Here is a 13,934-nt window from a genome sequence, read left to right on the forward strand (position 1 = left end):
GGACGCACAGAAACGTTATCTCCCAGGCTGCCCCCGGCAACCATGGCACAGTGGGAGATAAAATTGTTACCGCCCAGGCGGGCCTTATATTGTCATTTATGCTTCATCAACTTTAAACTTAGCTACTGTTTTTTGCAATTCCTCCGCGATATTGGCTAACTCTTGGGCGGCGCTGGTTACCTGCTGTATAGAAGAAGCAATCTGCTCGTTGGATGCTGTAAGCTGTTGCGTTCCTTCATTGGCCTGCTTAGAACCATTAGCGGCCTCCAGAATCATTTTTGTATTTTTCTCCACGGCTCCAATAATCTGCTTCAACGAAGCACCGGCATTATTAGTCACCTGCACCCCTTCATCAACTTCCTTAACTCCATTCTCTATTGCATATACGGCTTCATCAACCCCAATCTGAATTTCCCTGACCAAGTCTGTAATCCCCTTGGAGGCACCAGCAGATTGCTCAGCCAGCTTACGAACTTCCTCAGCCACTACTGCAAATCCACGGCCATGTTCTCCGGCCCGGGCAGCTTCAATGGCAGCGTTCAAAGCAAGAAGGTTCGTTTGCTCCGCTATGTCGGTAATTGTCTCAATAATTTTGCCAATTTGTTCAGATTGAGTTCCCAGCTTTTTAATGGCGCCAGCAACCATTTGTTCAGCTAAGGCTATTGAGTTGATCTTTTCTACCACTTTTTGCACAGCCAGATTGCCTTCCTCTGCAACCTGCCTTACCTGGTCTGATTCTTTAGCCGCTGTTTCCGCAATTTCTGCCCCCTGGGCCGAGGTTGCCGCAACTTCATTAGTAGTACCGGCTAATTCTTCAACAGTTGCGCTGACCTCTTCACTGGAAGCAGCCAATTCTTGACTATGTAAAACCAATCGGCCGGAAAGTGTCAAAATAATATTAACTAAATCTCTCAGGCTGGTAATCATCATATTGAAACTATTTGTTAATTGACCTATCTCATCAGATCCTGCATCATTTATCTTAATTGCCAGATTACCCATTGCGGCTTTACCAAAAAGTTTATTCAGAGTGCCCAGGGGGATTAATGTGCGGCGCACAAAATACAGCACAACCAGGATCCACATAATTCCAACAATAACGCTGATTATAATAATTAATTTTGTTTGGTTACCAATTGGCCTGGTTATTTCAGCCTCAGGAACATTGACACCTATAGACCAATCCGCCAATTTGATTGGGTCATAAAATGTATATAATGTTTCACCGTTAAAATTGGATAATCCCCAACCATCTTTCCCGGATACCATTTCACTGCCGATTTTACTAAATTCACCCTCTATTTGAGTAGCCTTTGCAGACATTATTAATTTTTTTTCAGGGTGTACCAAAAAAGTCCCGTCCTGAGCCACTAAAAATGCGTATCCTCCATTATATGTGCCGACTGTATCAACAATTTTATCTACCGTTTCCAAGGAAAGATCCATTACAAACAGGCCAAGGTAACTATTCCCTTCATAAACAGGAGCAGTTATGGACACAACTTGTTTACCTGTGACCTTATCTATATAGGGCTTAGTAACATAAATTCTATTTGCCTTTTTTCCCTCGACATACCAGGAACGTTTATCACACGTGTAATCCGGGGGAACTTCAAATTCTTGAATATCAAAAAATGTCTGACTATTTTCCGAACCAAAGTAAAGGTTAAATATATTAGAATCTTTGCTTACTACATTTCTAATAGTTAAAAGATAATTAACGTATTTATCACTTCCTTGATAAGATTTTGGACTGCGTTCTTTAGTTATTTTAGCAAAATCAATAATTTCTCTGGAATTAGCCAAAGCCATTACCATGCCGGAATATCGTTCCAAATAGGATTGAATTTCTGCGGCTGCCCTTTTAGAGGATTCTGTGCCGCTGGTTTTTATACCCGACCATACCAGCTTTTTCATTTCATAATTGTTTACTATAGCCAGTAGTGCAAAACTTATAACCAGTAAAATTATTATAGGTGTTAACAGTTTAGTAACAACTGATTTGCTATACTTATTCATTTGATACGATCTCCTTAATCCGCGGTTCCGCATGCCTATTTTTGGCCAATATTATTCCTAATGTCGCTAAGCGCAGAAACCGATTATACCTTCCCAACACCTTTTATTCCAGGTTGGTTTTTCTGCCTCAAAGCTATTCTAATTGTTTTAGGGCAGAACCTGAAACCTGCAAGCAAGATTAACTAATCCCGTATAGTTTGGCCGCCCTTCCTCCGGCCATTTCATTGATTATATTAGCATCCACATTTTCCTGCTGCATATGTTTAACCGCTTCAATCATCCCGGCCGGGTCATTGGGCATAATATTGCTGTAATCACTGTTCAGCATGCCGTTTATAAACAACTCCAGGTTGTCGACAAGTACACCGGGGGTAAGGTTTTGCTTCCTGATGGTTAATCCGGGAACAGCCCCGAATTCGTTAATCTGGCCGATGATATCCAGGTGGGCATGATCAATCACCAGCAACCCGGGGTTAATTCCCACCCCTGCCGCCATATCGAGCATTATGCCTACGATAGTCTGTCTGTTCTCCTTGGGAGTGTGGATAATAACCGGAACATTGTTGTCCCTGGCCACTTCCAATTGAGCTTTTAAAACTTCTTTTTCCAGCGGGGAGGCATTATTCATACCCACTTCTCCAATTCCCACAACTGTCTCTTCTTTTAAAAATTCCGGCAGTTTATCGATAACCCTTGCCCAATCTCCGGGTATACCCGCCGGGTGTACGCCAACCGCTGTGTAAAGATCAACGCCCACCGCTGCCGCCAGCTGGCGGTAAAAGCCGCTGATCGCTCTAAAATGGTCAAAGTAACTTTCGGCATAACGGGCAGAGATAACAATGGAACAGCTTACCGCCTTATTGATACCGTTTGCCGCCATGGCGATAAAACCATCATAAGGTATCATGCCGGCATGAGTGTGGCTGTCAATCAAATTTTTTATAGTCATGATAATTAAAAATTCTCCTCGTCATTTAATCAATTTGTCCTGCATTTTACCAAAGGCAATCCGGAATAAAAAAGGTTATTATGGTGATATAGCTGTTATCAGCCTGGGCAGCGACAACCTTATTTTTTTATTTTAAAAAAGACCCCCCGCCCCAGCTGTTCGTTTTCTATTTGCCCCGATTCCAAAAGTGCCTGCAGATATTTTTGAATCTCCGCCATGTGCAAATTTAAAATATGTTCAAGATCCTCAGCGGTACATGGTCTTCTTTTTAAGGTCAGCAAAATACTCTGTTCCTTATCTTTACTAAAAGCGGCTATCTTTTGCCGGGGTTTAAAATGTCCAACAATTTCAGCATCACCCAAATATGCGGCAATTTTCCGCATTTCTAAGCTGTCTGCCGGTTTAACCCAATTTTCTGTTCCCGGCCTGTCCAGTGAGTTTAATTGAATACACCCGGGTCTAATTTCCTGAATAGCCTCTCTCAGTTGCCTCAGTTCCACTTCCGTGTCGTTAAGGCCAGGGACAATAAATACCTCCAACCGGATATCTCCCTGGTACTGGTGACGGAAACGGGCAATCCCGGATATAACATCGCTGCATTTAATACTGGAATGAGGCCGGTTTATTTTTTTAAACGTATTCTCGGAAGCGGCGTCCAAAGAAGGGATAACCATATCGGCCCTTTTCAGCCGATCACTTACCTCACTGCAGCTCAAAAGCGTACCATTGGTTAAAACAGCAACTTTGTACCGGGGAAAGTTATCTTTAATGTAATTAATGACCTGTCCTATTTCACTGTATAATGTGGGTTCCCCGGAACCGGAAAAGGTAATATAGTCAAGTTGAGGATCTTTTCGCAAATATTCATCCAATTCTTTTAAAACTTCGTTAACCGGAACATACTCTTTTCGGCTAATAGTTAAATGCGTAGTTTTTCCACACTCACAATAAACGCAATCTAAACTACATGTTTTAAAGGGAACCAAATCGACCCCCAGGGATACGCCCAATCGCCTGGATGGAACTGGCCCAAACAAATAACGGGTTTCCATGTTGTATTCATCCTTTATCTATATCTAAGGGCTGTTTGCAGACAGTGATGGCCTATAGATGACCCCCGCGGGCGGCTCCATAGGCCATACACTGCCTTAAAGCCACAACAGCTTTAAAACCTCATTCCGTTTTCTACCAAATTTCTTTTAAGACTTTCTCATTAGGAAGCCACGCAACTGCGCACAGCCGGTTTTCCCTGATTGGCCTCGGAGGAAGTCGGGGAACTGTCTTTTTGCTTTGCGGCAGTCCCGGTTGGCGGTGCGAAGCGAACGGTGGCAATCTTGTTCTGAGTGAAAAAGTCAATGCCATCCTTTCCCTGAACTTTGTCGGTGCCTATCAATGAATCTTTAATTCCCCCAAAAGGAAGGTAAGGGTGCGGAGCGCAGATGCCCACATTTACACCAACCATGCCGACATCAGCATCCGCAATAAACCTCTCTGTATAATACTGGTTTTGAGTAAAAATGCATGCGCCGTTGCCAAACTCCTGACGGCGGATCAGTTCCAGTACGTCGTCGATGTCCTGGACACGCACCACGGATACCACCGGGCCGAAGATCTCCTCTTGGGCTATCCGCATGCAGGGAGTCACATCTGTCAGAATGGTTGGCCCCACATAGTATCCATTCGGATCGTCCACCCTTGGATTACGTCCGTCGAGAATCAGTTTCGCCCCTCCGGACACGCCGATCTCAATATATTTTTCGATCTTGGCCTTAGCCTCCGCCGAAATAACAGGTCCCATGTCGGTATCCGGATCCATTGCATTGCCTACCTTGACCTTCCTGGAGGCTTCCACCATTCTGGAGAGAAAATCATCATAGATTTCCGGAACCAGCGCCACGATAGAGCCTGCGAGACAGCGCTGACCGGCGGAGCCGTAGCAGGAATTTATGAAATTGGTGATGAAAATATCGGGGTCGGCGTCCTCCATTACCGCCAGGTAATTCTTGGCCCCGCCGAGAAGCATGGTGCGCTTGCCGCCCCGGCCGCAGCCCTCGGCAATGCTTTTGGCGGTCGGTGTTGAGCCCACCAGGCAGACACCCGCCATTTTGGGGTGCTGGTACCAGGATTCGGGCACACTGCGGTTGCCGTGAATGATGTTGACAACACCCTTGGGCAGACCCACCGCCTGGAATATTTCCCCCATCCGCTGCATAAAAAGAGGCGATTGCGTCGAGGGCTTGAACACGAAGGTGTTGCCCACGCCGATGGCGTATGGGATAAACCAACCGAACACCAGGGCGGGAAAGTTAAACGGGGCGACTCCCCCGAAAACACCCAGCGGCTGCTTGATCACCCTTCCGTTGATTGTACCGCTGATACCTTCCAATGTCTCACCCTGGATTAATGTGGGAATACCGCAGGCTGCTTCAAAGATTTCTATCACCCGCTGGACCTCGCCGCGCGCTTCACTGATATGCTTGGCCTGGTCCAGGGCAATGGCGTAGGCCAGGTCTTCCAACCGGTCAACCATTGCCTGGCGAATGTCAAAAAGATAACGAACCCGTTTGGGCAGCGACAGCTTTCTCCAGGCAGGGTAGGCGGCATATGCGGTTTCGATAGCCGCCTCGGATGCTTCCGGTGACGACATGGGGACCTCGCCAATGATTTCGCCGGTGGAGGGATTATAGAGCGGTTTGTATTGAACATTGGTTTCCTCTTGCCACTCTCCGTTGATAAAATTACGAATACGGGTGAATGTGCGTTCTTTATCCATGCTTATTTATCCTCCTTAACGAACTTTATATCCAGGCACTTGTAAAAAGAAAAGCTTGGCTAAACGCTTTTCCTCAGCGCCCTTGAAAACCACGAATGTATTTCCGGTATGCAAGCTGGGAATATCTCAAATCCGGCACTTTTCCAAGGCATATTTGACAGCCGTGACAATTCTATCAATCTCGTCCTTTTTGATTATGAGAGGAGGAGCCATTGTCAGCACATTGTTGTACCCTGAAATGCTTCTGTTCATCTTTCCTATCAGTACACCCTTTTCCTTGACAGCGGCGACTACTTTCCCTGCAAGCCCCTCGCTTACCGGTGCTTTGGTCTTTTTGTCCTCCACCAGCTCAATCCCTACGAACAGGCCTTTTCCCCGTACCTGGCCAACAAACGGCAAGCTTTCGAACTCTTTTAGGCCTTCCATAAGGTAGCTGCCCATTTTTTCACTGTTTTCACAGAGCTTGCTGTCTTCAATAATCTTTATGTTTTCCAGGGCTCCCGCGCAAGCCGCCGCGCAGCCTCCATAGGTGCTTATATCCCTGAAGTATGCCAGCGTGTCTCCCGGATCGTTAAGGAAGACTTTAAAAATATCGTTTGTGGCCATAGTCACCGAAAGAGGCATGTATGAACTGGCAATCCCCTTGGCGGTTGTAAGCATATCCGGTTTTACATCCCAGTGCTGGTGGCCGAACATCTTTCCTGTCCTGCCGAAGCCGTTCACAACCTCGTCCATAATAAGGAGGACATCATATTTCTTGCAGATCTCCTGGATCACATTGAAGTATTCATCTACCGGCACGATAATACCGCCGCCCGCCGTAATAGGCTCCAGAATAACGGACGCCACGGTGTCGGGCCCTTCAGCCAGAATTAATTTTTCCAGCGCCCGGGCACAGGCAATATCACAGCCGGGGTAAGTTTTGCCAAGGCTGCACCTGTAACAGTATACGGGGGGAATGCCGTAAAATCCCGGCAATAGGGGCTCATAGCCCATTATCCTTTCCGGCTGGCCGGTGGCGCTCATAGCGGCAAAGGTTGTTCCGTGATAGTCCCTTTCGCGATAAATGATTTTATATTTGTCTTTGCCTTTGAGGCGGTTATACTGTCTTGATATTTTAAATGCTTTTTCATTGGCCTCCGACCCGCTGTTTGAAATAAAAACCCTTTGCAGGTACGGCATTAGCTCGGTCAGTTTCTTGGCCATCAATATGCTCGGGGGATTTCCGGCCGACCCGGCATAATACGGCAGCTTTTTCAGTTGTCGGTGAATAGCATCGGAAACCCTATCCTCACCGTACCCAACATTAATACACCATACACCGCCGGATAATCCGTCCAGATATTCCCTGCCGTGGACGTCCTTTACCATGCAGCCTTTTCCTTCGACCATTATTGTAGGTTCAACGGCATCAAAAATTTTATGCTGTATGATGTGGTGCCACATGCATTCACGATCAAGCTTTACCAGCTGATCAGCATTCATGCTTATATCGGTCATTATTTCTACCCCCTCATATCTTTGAATTCAAGTTAAATAAGCCCGGACATTATCAGTTAAGCAACTGGTTTAAGGGAATATAATCAAATCCCAGGGCATCCGCGACCTCTTTGCAGGTTACCTTGCCGTTATATACGTTGACGCCTTTAAAGACGGCCTGATCATTCGTTATAGCGTCCTTATAGCCTATGGCGGCCAGCTTCAATACGTATGGCAGGGTGGCGTTTGTCAAGGCCAGCGTGGAGGTCCTGGCCAAAGCTCCCGGCATGTTGGCAACGCTGTAATGAACAACACCATGCTTGATGAAGGTGGGGTTGTCGTGTGTGGTTATCCTGTCGACAGACTCAACGCAACCGCCCTGATCTATGGCTACATCCACAATAACGGACCCCTCGTTCATCTGCATTACCATTTCTTCGGTGACCAGCTTCGGTGCTTTGGCGCCGGGCAATAAAACCGCCCCTATCAGCAGGTCCGATTTTGCGACGGCATCCATCAGGTTGTAGGAATTCGACATAAGGGTCTTAGCCCTGAATCCGAAAAGGGTATCCAGCTCTCTTAAACGATCCGGGTTCTTCTCAACTATGGTCACATCAGCGCCCAAACCAACAGCCATTACAGCCGCGTTGGCGCCTACCACACCGCCGCCCACCACGGTAACCCTGGCCGGAGGAACGCCGGGGACTCCTGAAAGAAGCACGCCCTTGCCGCCATATTGTTTAGCCAGGAAATGAGCTCCGACTTGGACTGACATTCTGCCGGCAATCTCACTCATGGGCGCCAGAAGAGGCAGGGAGCCATTGGGCATTTGAACAGTTTCATAGGCTATGCCAACTATTTTCTTTTCTAAAAGAACTCTCGTAAGCTCCTTCTCCGGAGCCAGGTGAAGGTAGGTAAAAAGAACCTGACCTTCTTTAAAAAGGGTATATTCCTGGGGAAGGGGCTCCTTCACCTTTACGATCATATCTGATCCATCAAACACTTCTTTGGCTGATTCTAAAATTTTTGCCCCCGCTTCAGCGTAGCTTTCATCACTGAAACCGGAGCCTGCCCCTGCCGATTTTTCCACCAATACTTTTTGCCCGTCCTGAATCAGCGCTGTTACACCGGCAGGCGTCAAGGCCACTCTGTTTTCATTATTTTTTATCTCCTTGGGAACGCCGACTATCATATCCAAATATCCTCCAATGCTATTAATTTTTTGTCCGGTCACAAAACAAAAACATGAACCAACCATTAACTTTCTGAGCAAAACACTCCTATATCTTCATTTAAGACCTCCTGTGCTTTTTGTATAATGTAAGCGCATCAATTTATTGATGCACTTACATTACCTAAAAAGAAAAAATCCTTTTGCATGTCAAGGTCAAAAGCTTATTTAAACTTTCCTCCTGATAGTATTGGGGGACAATTCGCCTAAAACCAGATAATCAAGCTCCTCTTTGGGTATTTGCTGGTACCTCTTGGCCATAGTCGCATAAAAAGCCAGTCCCATGGCCACCCATGCAGCCAGGGCTATCCATGCGGGGATTTCCAGAACAGCCGGTGACCCCGGTACCAGCAGCAATACAAGGAAGACTATAGAGAAAAGAGAGCCCAATACCGATACGATTTTTGCCTTTGAACCTCCCTCAAGGCCGGGATTCGACTTGTGCAAGACGTAGGGCGCCAGACAGGTATATAAATAACCTATGGCTGTTCCCACCGCGCACATATCCACAATCCAAATAATTGCCTGCCTCCCAAACCAGGGAGCTATCAATGAAATAACCAGTATAAACAGAATAGCTTTGTAAGGAGTTTTATACTTGGGATGTACGTCCGCAAAAAAGGACGGTATCACTTTGGACCTGGCCATACTGAAAAGCAGCCGGCTTGTGGCCATATAGAACCCGTTAATACCGGTGCAAATCGCCATTAAGACCGCAATCATCAAAAATAATAAGCCAAATGCGCCTAGAGTTTGATGCATGGCCTGTCCGGTGGCCCATACCGGTTTCCCCGCTATCAATTGCTGCCAGGGGGCTACCACGGCGGTAGAAAGGGAAACTGCCGCATACATCAGTCCGCCTATAATTATTGCTGTAACCATGAGCTTCAATGATTTGTCATGTGAGAAATTAAATTCTTCAGCCGATTGGGGAATGGTGTCAAACCCCACAAACAGGAATGGAGCTATGGCAAGCACCACTGCCACGCTGGCCAGAATCGATTTGCCCGGGGCAAAAAGCGGCTCCAGGTTGCTGAACGAACTTTCGGGGCTTAAGAAAGAGCCTGCAGTAATCAGCAAAACCGATCCGCACAACAAAGCCGACATTACTATCTGAATGGATCCAACTGCCTGCACACCACGGTAATTTAAAATACCAAATATAAGAATTCCGGCAGAAGCAAGCAAAATCTCTCCGAGGTATACATCCCACCCGGCAATTGAATACATGTAGCCATGGGTAAAAAATCCGGGAGCCACGTATCTTCCCAGCACAGCAAGGGCACTTCCGTTTGAGGGAATAAGACACAGATAACCAAGAGTTAAAAACCAGCCGCAAACAAAGGCGTGGTTCCGCCCGAAGGCCTCGTAGGCATAAGCAAACTCCCCTCCCGCCACTGGAAAGTTTTTAATCATAAAACCGTAGTTATAGGCAATTACAAGCATAAAAGCCGCACCTAATACAAAGGCAATAGCGGCGCCCATAGGCCCGGCCTTGGGAAGCCAGCTCCCGGGAAGAACAAAACAGCCGAAACCAATTATTGAACCAACTGCCAGGGCCCATACATGCATGGGTTTTAATGTCTTTTTCAGTTCCACCCTGTTTTCCATACACTTTCCTCCATTCATTATTTTTTGATGTTTAGGTCAAATCAAATCATTTGTTATGCGCCTCCTCCCTCCGAGCATCTTTTAATAGCCATGCCAAACATCAGTACTATATAAAAGCAATTCCTGTACCAACTTTTATGTGGACTAAAAAACGGAAGATGCCTCATAAACAAGGCATCTTCCGTTTTTTTATAGTGGCTCTATGAATGCTTTTTGGCATTAAGAGCATTTAAAGCCCTATTTTTATTTCATGCAATAACGCATTTTAAATGCATTGTTGCCTGGAGATTTTTACATGTCAAATATTATTTAAATAAATCCCATATTTTTTTGCTTTGCGAATTACTGTAGACTGGTTGACCTGCAAAACTTTTGCTACTTCGTAGCTGTTGCGGTACTGCTTTATGGCGAGAGAAATTATTTTTTTCTCCAGTTCCTGCACAGCCTGTTTTAGGGGCTGAATATTAACCACCGACTCCTGACCGGCCGACCGCCGCAGACTAGACGGCAAGTCATCCGGAATAATCGTGTCTCCCTCCACCATTACCAGCAAATGCTCTATCACCGTGCGCAATTCCCTGACATTACCCGGCCAATGATAGCAAGACATTATGTCGACGGTCCCCTTAGCAAACCGCTTAGCGGCCAATCCCATTTTTTCGTTAAGCTTCTTAATTAGATGGTTTACCAGCAGTGGAATGTCCTCTTTTCGTTCACGCAAAGGAGGAATAGATACAGGCAAAACCTTTAACCGATAGTATAGATCTTCCCTAAACATTTCTTTGGCTATCATTTCCTCAAGATTGCGGTTGGTAGCGGCAATAATTCGCAAATTCAATTTGACCGGTTGAATTCCCCCAATCCTGAAGATAGTATGTTCCTCCACGGCCTGTAAAAGCTTAACCTGTAATTGAAGAGGCAGTTCCGCAACCTCATCAAGAAAAATCGTTCCCCCCTGGGCCAGCTCAAACATACCCGGTTTTCCTTCGCGCCTGGCGCCGGTAAAAGAGCCTTTTTCGTAACCGAACAGCTCGGATTCAATCAAAGTCTCCGGAATCGCGCCGCAGTTCACCTTAATAAAGGGAGCATCTGCACGGAAACTGAGATTATGGATCATTTTTGCCACTACATCTTTACCTACTCCGGTTTCCCCCAGGATCAGGACGGTGGAATCCACTTTAGCCAGGCGCCGGACTGTTGAGATGACTTTCTGAACCGCCGCGCTATTACCCACAAATTCCCCGCCCAACTGGCGCTCTTCTTCCAGCCGGTCCAGTTCATCACGATATAGTCGCACCTGTTCTTTTGCATTTAACAATTCTGTATATGATTCCTGAAGAAGAGTTATATCGCGTACAGTTGCCACGGCACGCCATATCTCCCCCTGGTCGTTGAAAACCGGAATACTTGAAGTCAGGCAGCATTTACCCGACCAGTATTCGTCAAGACTGGTAACCGGTTTCCGATCCTGTATGGCCAGCCAATTCACAGAAACGGAAAACTTTCCCTCATCCCTGGGTTCCAGAACATGACGTCCCACAACTTCCCCCGCATCAATATTGGCTATATTCTCCAGGGCCTTGTTGACCCTTACAGTAACTCCTTGTCCATCGGTTATCCAAATACCATCATAAAGACAATCCAGGATGGCATCCAGTTCTTTTTTAAGCATAACCTCCGGTCTTTTTTGGATAATAACAATTGCCTGTTCAGGTAACCATTCCTTCCATTCAATGGACCATGCCTGCTCACCTTGCTGATATACTACCTCTGTCAAGGGCGGGCTATCCAACAGCTTTTTCAATATCATGGACATGTTGATATTCCCGGCCCCGTCGAGCAAAGACTTTCCTGCTAACTTCCCTGCACCAAAGCATAACAATTGTGCCGCGGGCAAATTGACATATTGAATCATCCATTGGGGGCGATGACAAATTATTATGCCAATTTTCAAATAATCAAGCACACAAGGAGATAATCCCACATCATTATCCTGGTTTACAGCGATTTCCATTCCAGCACACCCCCAAAGATAATAAACGAATAAAGAGGTTTTTCTGATAGTCTAAATTATAGCACGAAGAAAAGAAACAAAAAAACCAGTTTATCCCCTTTCATAGACACAGAAAACACAAAAGTAGCTTGTTGTTACAGCTTAGCCCTCCATAATTGGACATATCGTCTTAATAACTAACTAGTCCATAGAAATAACTTTCGCAGAAGGCTTAAAAAAATTTGACGGTTTTAAAAAATACTTCAATATATCCCAGCGTTCTCCATAAGTACAAATAATTTCTTCATCAGTCAACTCTAAATCAGTTGTAAAGGCCAGACATTTTCTTGAATCCGTGCCGGAACAGAATACCCCTTCGAGGCCTTGCCAATTTAAACAGTGGCATTTGCTAAAATCTCAGCTTTATCAAGTTTTTTAAGAAGTTCTTTATAAAGGGTGCCGAAAGTGTAATGAATCCTTTTTTGTTGATTTCACCACGCATAACACATGGAGACGATGTCCACGCACCTCGCGGATAACAGACGAAAAGGCAAACCAGCTGTGGAAAAGGAAATACCTTTCGTCTTGTTGAAATGGTTTTTTAGCAACTCTCTATTTTACAAGACGGGGATGCCTTTTGTTGTCCTCTTACACAAAATAGTCCCAATAAATACAATTATGCCAAGACTTTAGACTAATTTTTCAAGTGAGAAAGCTAAATTAAATATTATTTGGCACCGGGATACTGTTTTTTTTGGCTTCATTGATGTACTCTATGATAAGGCGGTTGCCCGTTATCAAACATATCATCACAAAAATTTTTTTCACACTTTCCCAAGGAGGTTTTTTTATGGGTATTTACAAAGCACTTACCATTGCCGGTTCGGACAGCAGCGGAGGCGCCGGCATACAGGCCGACCTGAAAACTTTTCAGGAGCGGGGCGTATACGGCATGACCGCTATTACCACCATAGTTGCCATGGATCCTCACCATAACTGGGCCCATAATGTTTTTCCGCAATCCGTGGAAATTGTTGAGGCGCAAATGGAAACTGTTTTATGCGGTATTGGCGTCGACGCTTTAAAAACAGGCATGCTGGGTTCCACCGGCATTATCGAGCTGGTCGCCAAAAAAATTGACCAATACCAATTGAAAACAATTGTGGTGGACCCTGTTATGGTCTGCAAAGGCGCCGACGAGGCATTACACCCGGAAACCAATGAGAGCCTGCGTGATTTGTTGGTTTCCAGGGCCCTGGTGGTCACCCCCAATTTATTTGAGGCGGCGCAGTTAAGCGGGCTTGCCCCCATTAAAACAATTGAGCAAATGAAGGAGGCCGCCGCAAAAATAAAATCCCTGGGAGCCCAATATGTATTAATTAAAGGCGGGGCCAAACTGGAACATGATAAGGCCGTTGATATTTTATACGATGGCAATTCCTTTGAATTTTTGGAGTCGGATAGAATTGACACCACCTATACCCATGGCGCGGGCTGTACCTATTCAGCGGCAATAACCGCCGAGCTGGCTAAAGGAAAAACCGTGAAAGAGGCTCTCCAAACAGCCAAGGCTTTTATAACCGAAGCCATTAGAAATTCCTTTCCCTTAAATAAGTACGTGGGCCCCACCAATCACGCCGCCTACGGCAAATGCCGCCGTTAGGCGCACGGAAAAGGAACACGTTTCTTTTTGATGTCCCGATGTACAAAAGGGACTGTAAATATTAAAAGGTCCCCGCGGCATGGCCGGCGGGGCGCACAATGAAAGAGGACACATTACAAAATGTGTCCTCAAAATTTATTCCGGCGACGACCTACTCTCCCAGGGGTTAACCCCAAGTACCATCGGCGCTGAAGGGCTTAACTACCGTGTTCGGGA

Annotated in this window: 10 protein-coding genes and 1 rRNA gene; 1 reads left to right on the forward strand and 10 read right to left on the reverse strand. The window is 45.9% G+C overall.

Annotation, left to right across the window (positions count from 1 at the left end; translation table 11 throughout):
• Positions 1-96: 96 nt before the first annotated feature.
• From DCCM_RS12300 to DCCM_RS18250, 9 genes are all read right to left on the reverse strand, one after another.
• On the reverse strand, positions 97-2,019 hold the full coding sequence (locus tag DCCM_RS12300) for a methyl-accepting chemotaxis protein (RefSeq protein WP_165792138.1): 1,923 nt from the start codon (positions 2,017-2,019) through the stop codon (positions 97-99).
• 178 nt (positions 2,020-2,197) lie between these two features.
• Positions 2,198-2,968, reverse strand: a complete 771-nt coding sequence (locus DCCM_RS12305; protein ID WP_104372685.1) for a TatD family hydrolase — start codon at positions 2,966-2,968, stop codon at positions 2,198-2,200.
• 119 nt (positions 2,969-3,087) lie between these two features.
• Entirely contained in the window at positions 3,088-4,020 is a 933-nt protein-coding gene (locus DCCM_RS12310; protein WP_104372686.1) for a radical SAM protein, read from the reverse strand.
• A gap of 161 nt (positions 4,021-4,181) precedes the next feature.
• Positions 4,182-5,741, reverse strand: a complete 1,560-nt coding sequence (gene mmsA / locus DCCM_RS12315; RefSeq protein ID WP_104372687.1) for a CoA-acylating methylmalonate-semialdehyde dehydrogenase — start codon at positions 5,739-5,741, stop codon at positions 4,182-4,184.
• A gap of 126 nt (positions 5,742-5,867) precedes the next feature.
• Positions 5,868-7,241 (reverse strand): aminotransferase family protein, encoded by a 1,374-nt coding sequence (locus tag DCCM_RS12320; RefSeq protein ID WP_207655595.1) that lies wholly within the window; start codon positions 7,239-7,241, stop codon positions 5,868-5,870.
• A 52-nt stretch (positions 7,242-7,293) separates the two neighbouring features.
• A complete protein-coding gene (gene ald / locus DCCM_RS12325) occupies positions 7,294-8,412 on the reverse strand; it encodes an alanine dehydrogenase (protein ID WP_104372688.1) in 1,119 nt (372 codons plus the stop codon).
• Positions 8,413-8,619: 207 nt separating this feature from the next.
• Positions 8,620-10,062, reverse strand: a complete 1,443-nt coding sequence (locus DCCM_RS12330) for an APC family permease (protein WP_165792139.1) — start codon at positions 10,060-10,062, stop codon at positions 8,620-8,622.
• Positions 10,063-10,360: 298 nt separating this feature from the next.
• Complete coding sequence (locus tag DCCM_RS12335; protein WP_104372690.1) at positions 10,361-12,076, reverse strand: sigma-54 interaction domain-containing protein; 1,716 nt, start codon at positions 12,074-12,076, stop codon at positions 10,361-10,363.
• A 180-nt stretch (positions 12,077-12,256) separates the two neighbouring features.
• A complete protein-coding gene (locus DCCM_RS18250; RefSeq protein WP_165792140.1) occupies positions 12,257-12,370 on the reverse strand; it encodes a hypothetical protein in 114 nt (37 codons plus the stop codon).
• Between the two features lie 535 nt (positions 12,371-12,905).
• Here DCCM_RS18250 and pdxK point away from each other — a divergent pair.
• A complete protein-coding gene (gene pdxK / locus DCCM_RS12340) occupies positions 12,906-13,718 on the forward strand; it encodes a pyridoxine/pyridoxal/pyridoxamine kinase (protein ID WP_104372691.1) in 813 nt (270 codons plus the stop codon).
• Between the two features lie 138 nt (positions 13,719-13,856).
• Here the strand turns inward: pdxK and rrf are convergent.
• Positions 13,857-13,934: ribosomal RNA gene (rrf, locus tag DCCM_RS12345) — 5S ribosomal RNA — on the reverse strand; the annotation flags it as partial.

The organism is Desulfocucumis palustris (genome assembly GCF_002933875.1).
GTDB lineage: Bacteria > Bacillota > Desulfotomaculia > Desulfotomaculales > Desulfocucumaceae > Desulfocucumis > Desulfocucumis palustris.

What these genes read in the sequence shown, in the direction of transcription:
- DCCM_RS12300 (WP_165792138.1), bottom strand. Translation starts at nt 2,019, where the DNA reads ATGAATAAGTATAGCAAATCAGTTGTTACTAAACTGTTAACACCTATA.
- DCCM_RS12305 (WP_104372685.1), bottom strand. Translation starts at nt 2,968, where the DNA reads ATGACTATAAAAAATTTGATTGACAGCCACACTCATGCCGGCATGATA.
- DCCM_RS12310 (WP_104372686.1), bottom strand. Translation starts at nt 4,020, where the DNA reads ATGGAAACCCGTTATTTGTTTGGGCCAGTTCCATCCAGGCGATTGGGC.
- mmsA (WP_104372687.1), bottom strand. Translation starts at nt 5,741, where the DNA reads ATGGATAAAGAACGCACATTCACCCGTATTCGTAATTTTATCAACGGA.
- DCCM_RS12320 (WP_207655595.1), bottom strand. Translation starts at nt 7,241, where the DNA reads ATGACCGATATAAGCATGAATGCTGATCAGCTGGTAAAGCTTGATCGT.
- ald (WP_104372688.1), bottom strand. Translation starts at nt 8,412, where the DNA reads ATGATAGTCGGCGTTCCCAAGGAGATAAAAAATAATGAAAACAGAGTG.
- DCCM_RS12330 (WP_165792139.1), bottom strand. Translation starts at nt 10,062, where the DNA reads ATGGAAAACAGGGTGGAACTGAAAAAGACATTAAAACCCATGCATGTA.
- DCCM_RS12335 (WP_104372690.1), bottom strand. Translation starts at nt 12,076, where the DNA reads ATGGAAATCGCTGTAAACCAGGATAATGATGTGGGATTATCTCCTTGT.
- pdxK (WP_104372691.1), top strand. Translation starts at nt 12,906, where the DNA reads ATGGGTATTTACAAAGCACTTACCATTGCCGGTTCGGACAGCAGCGGA.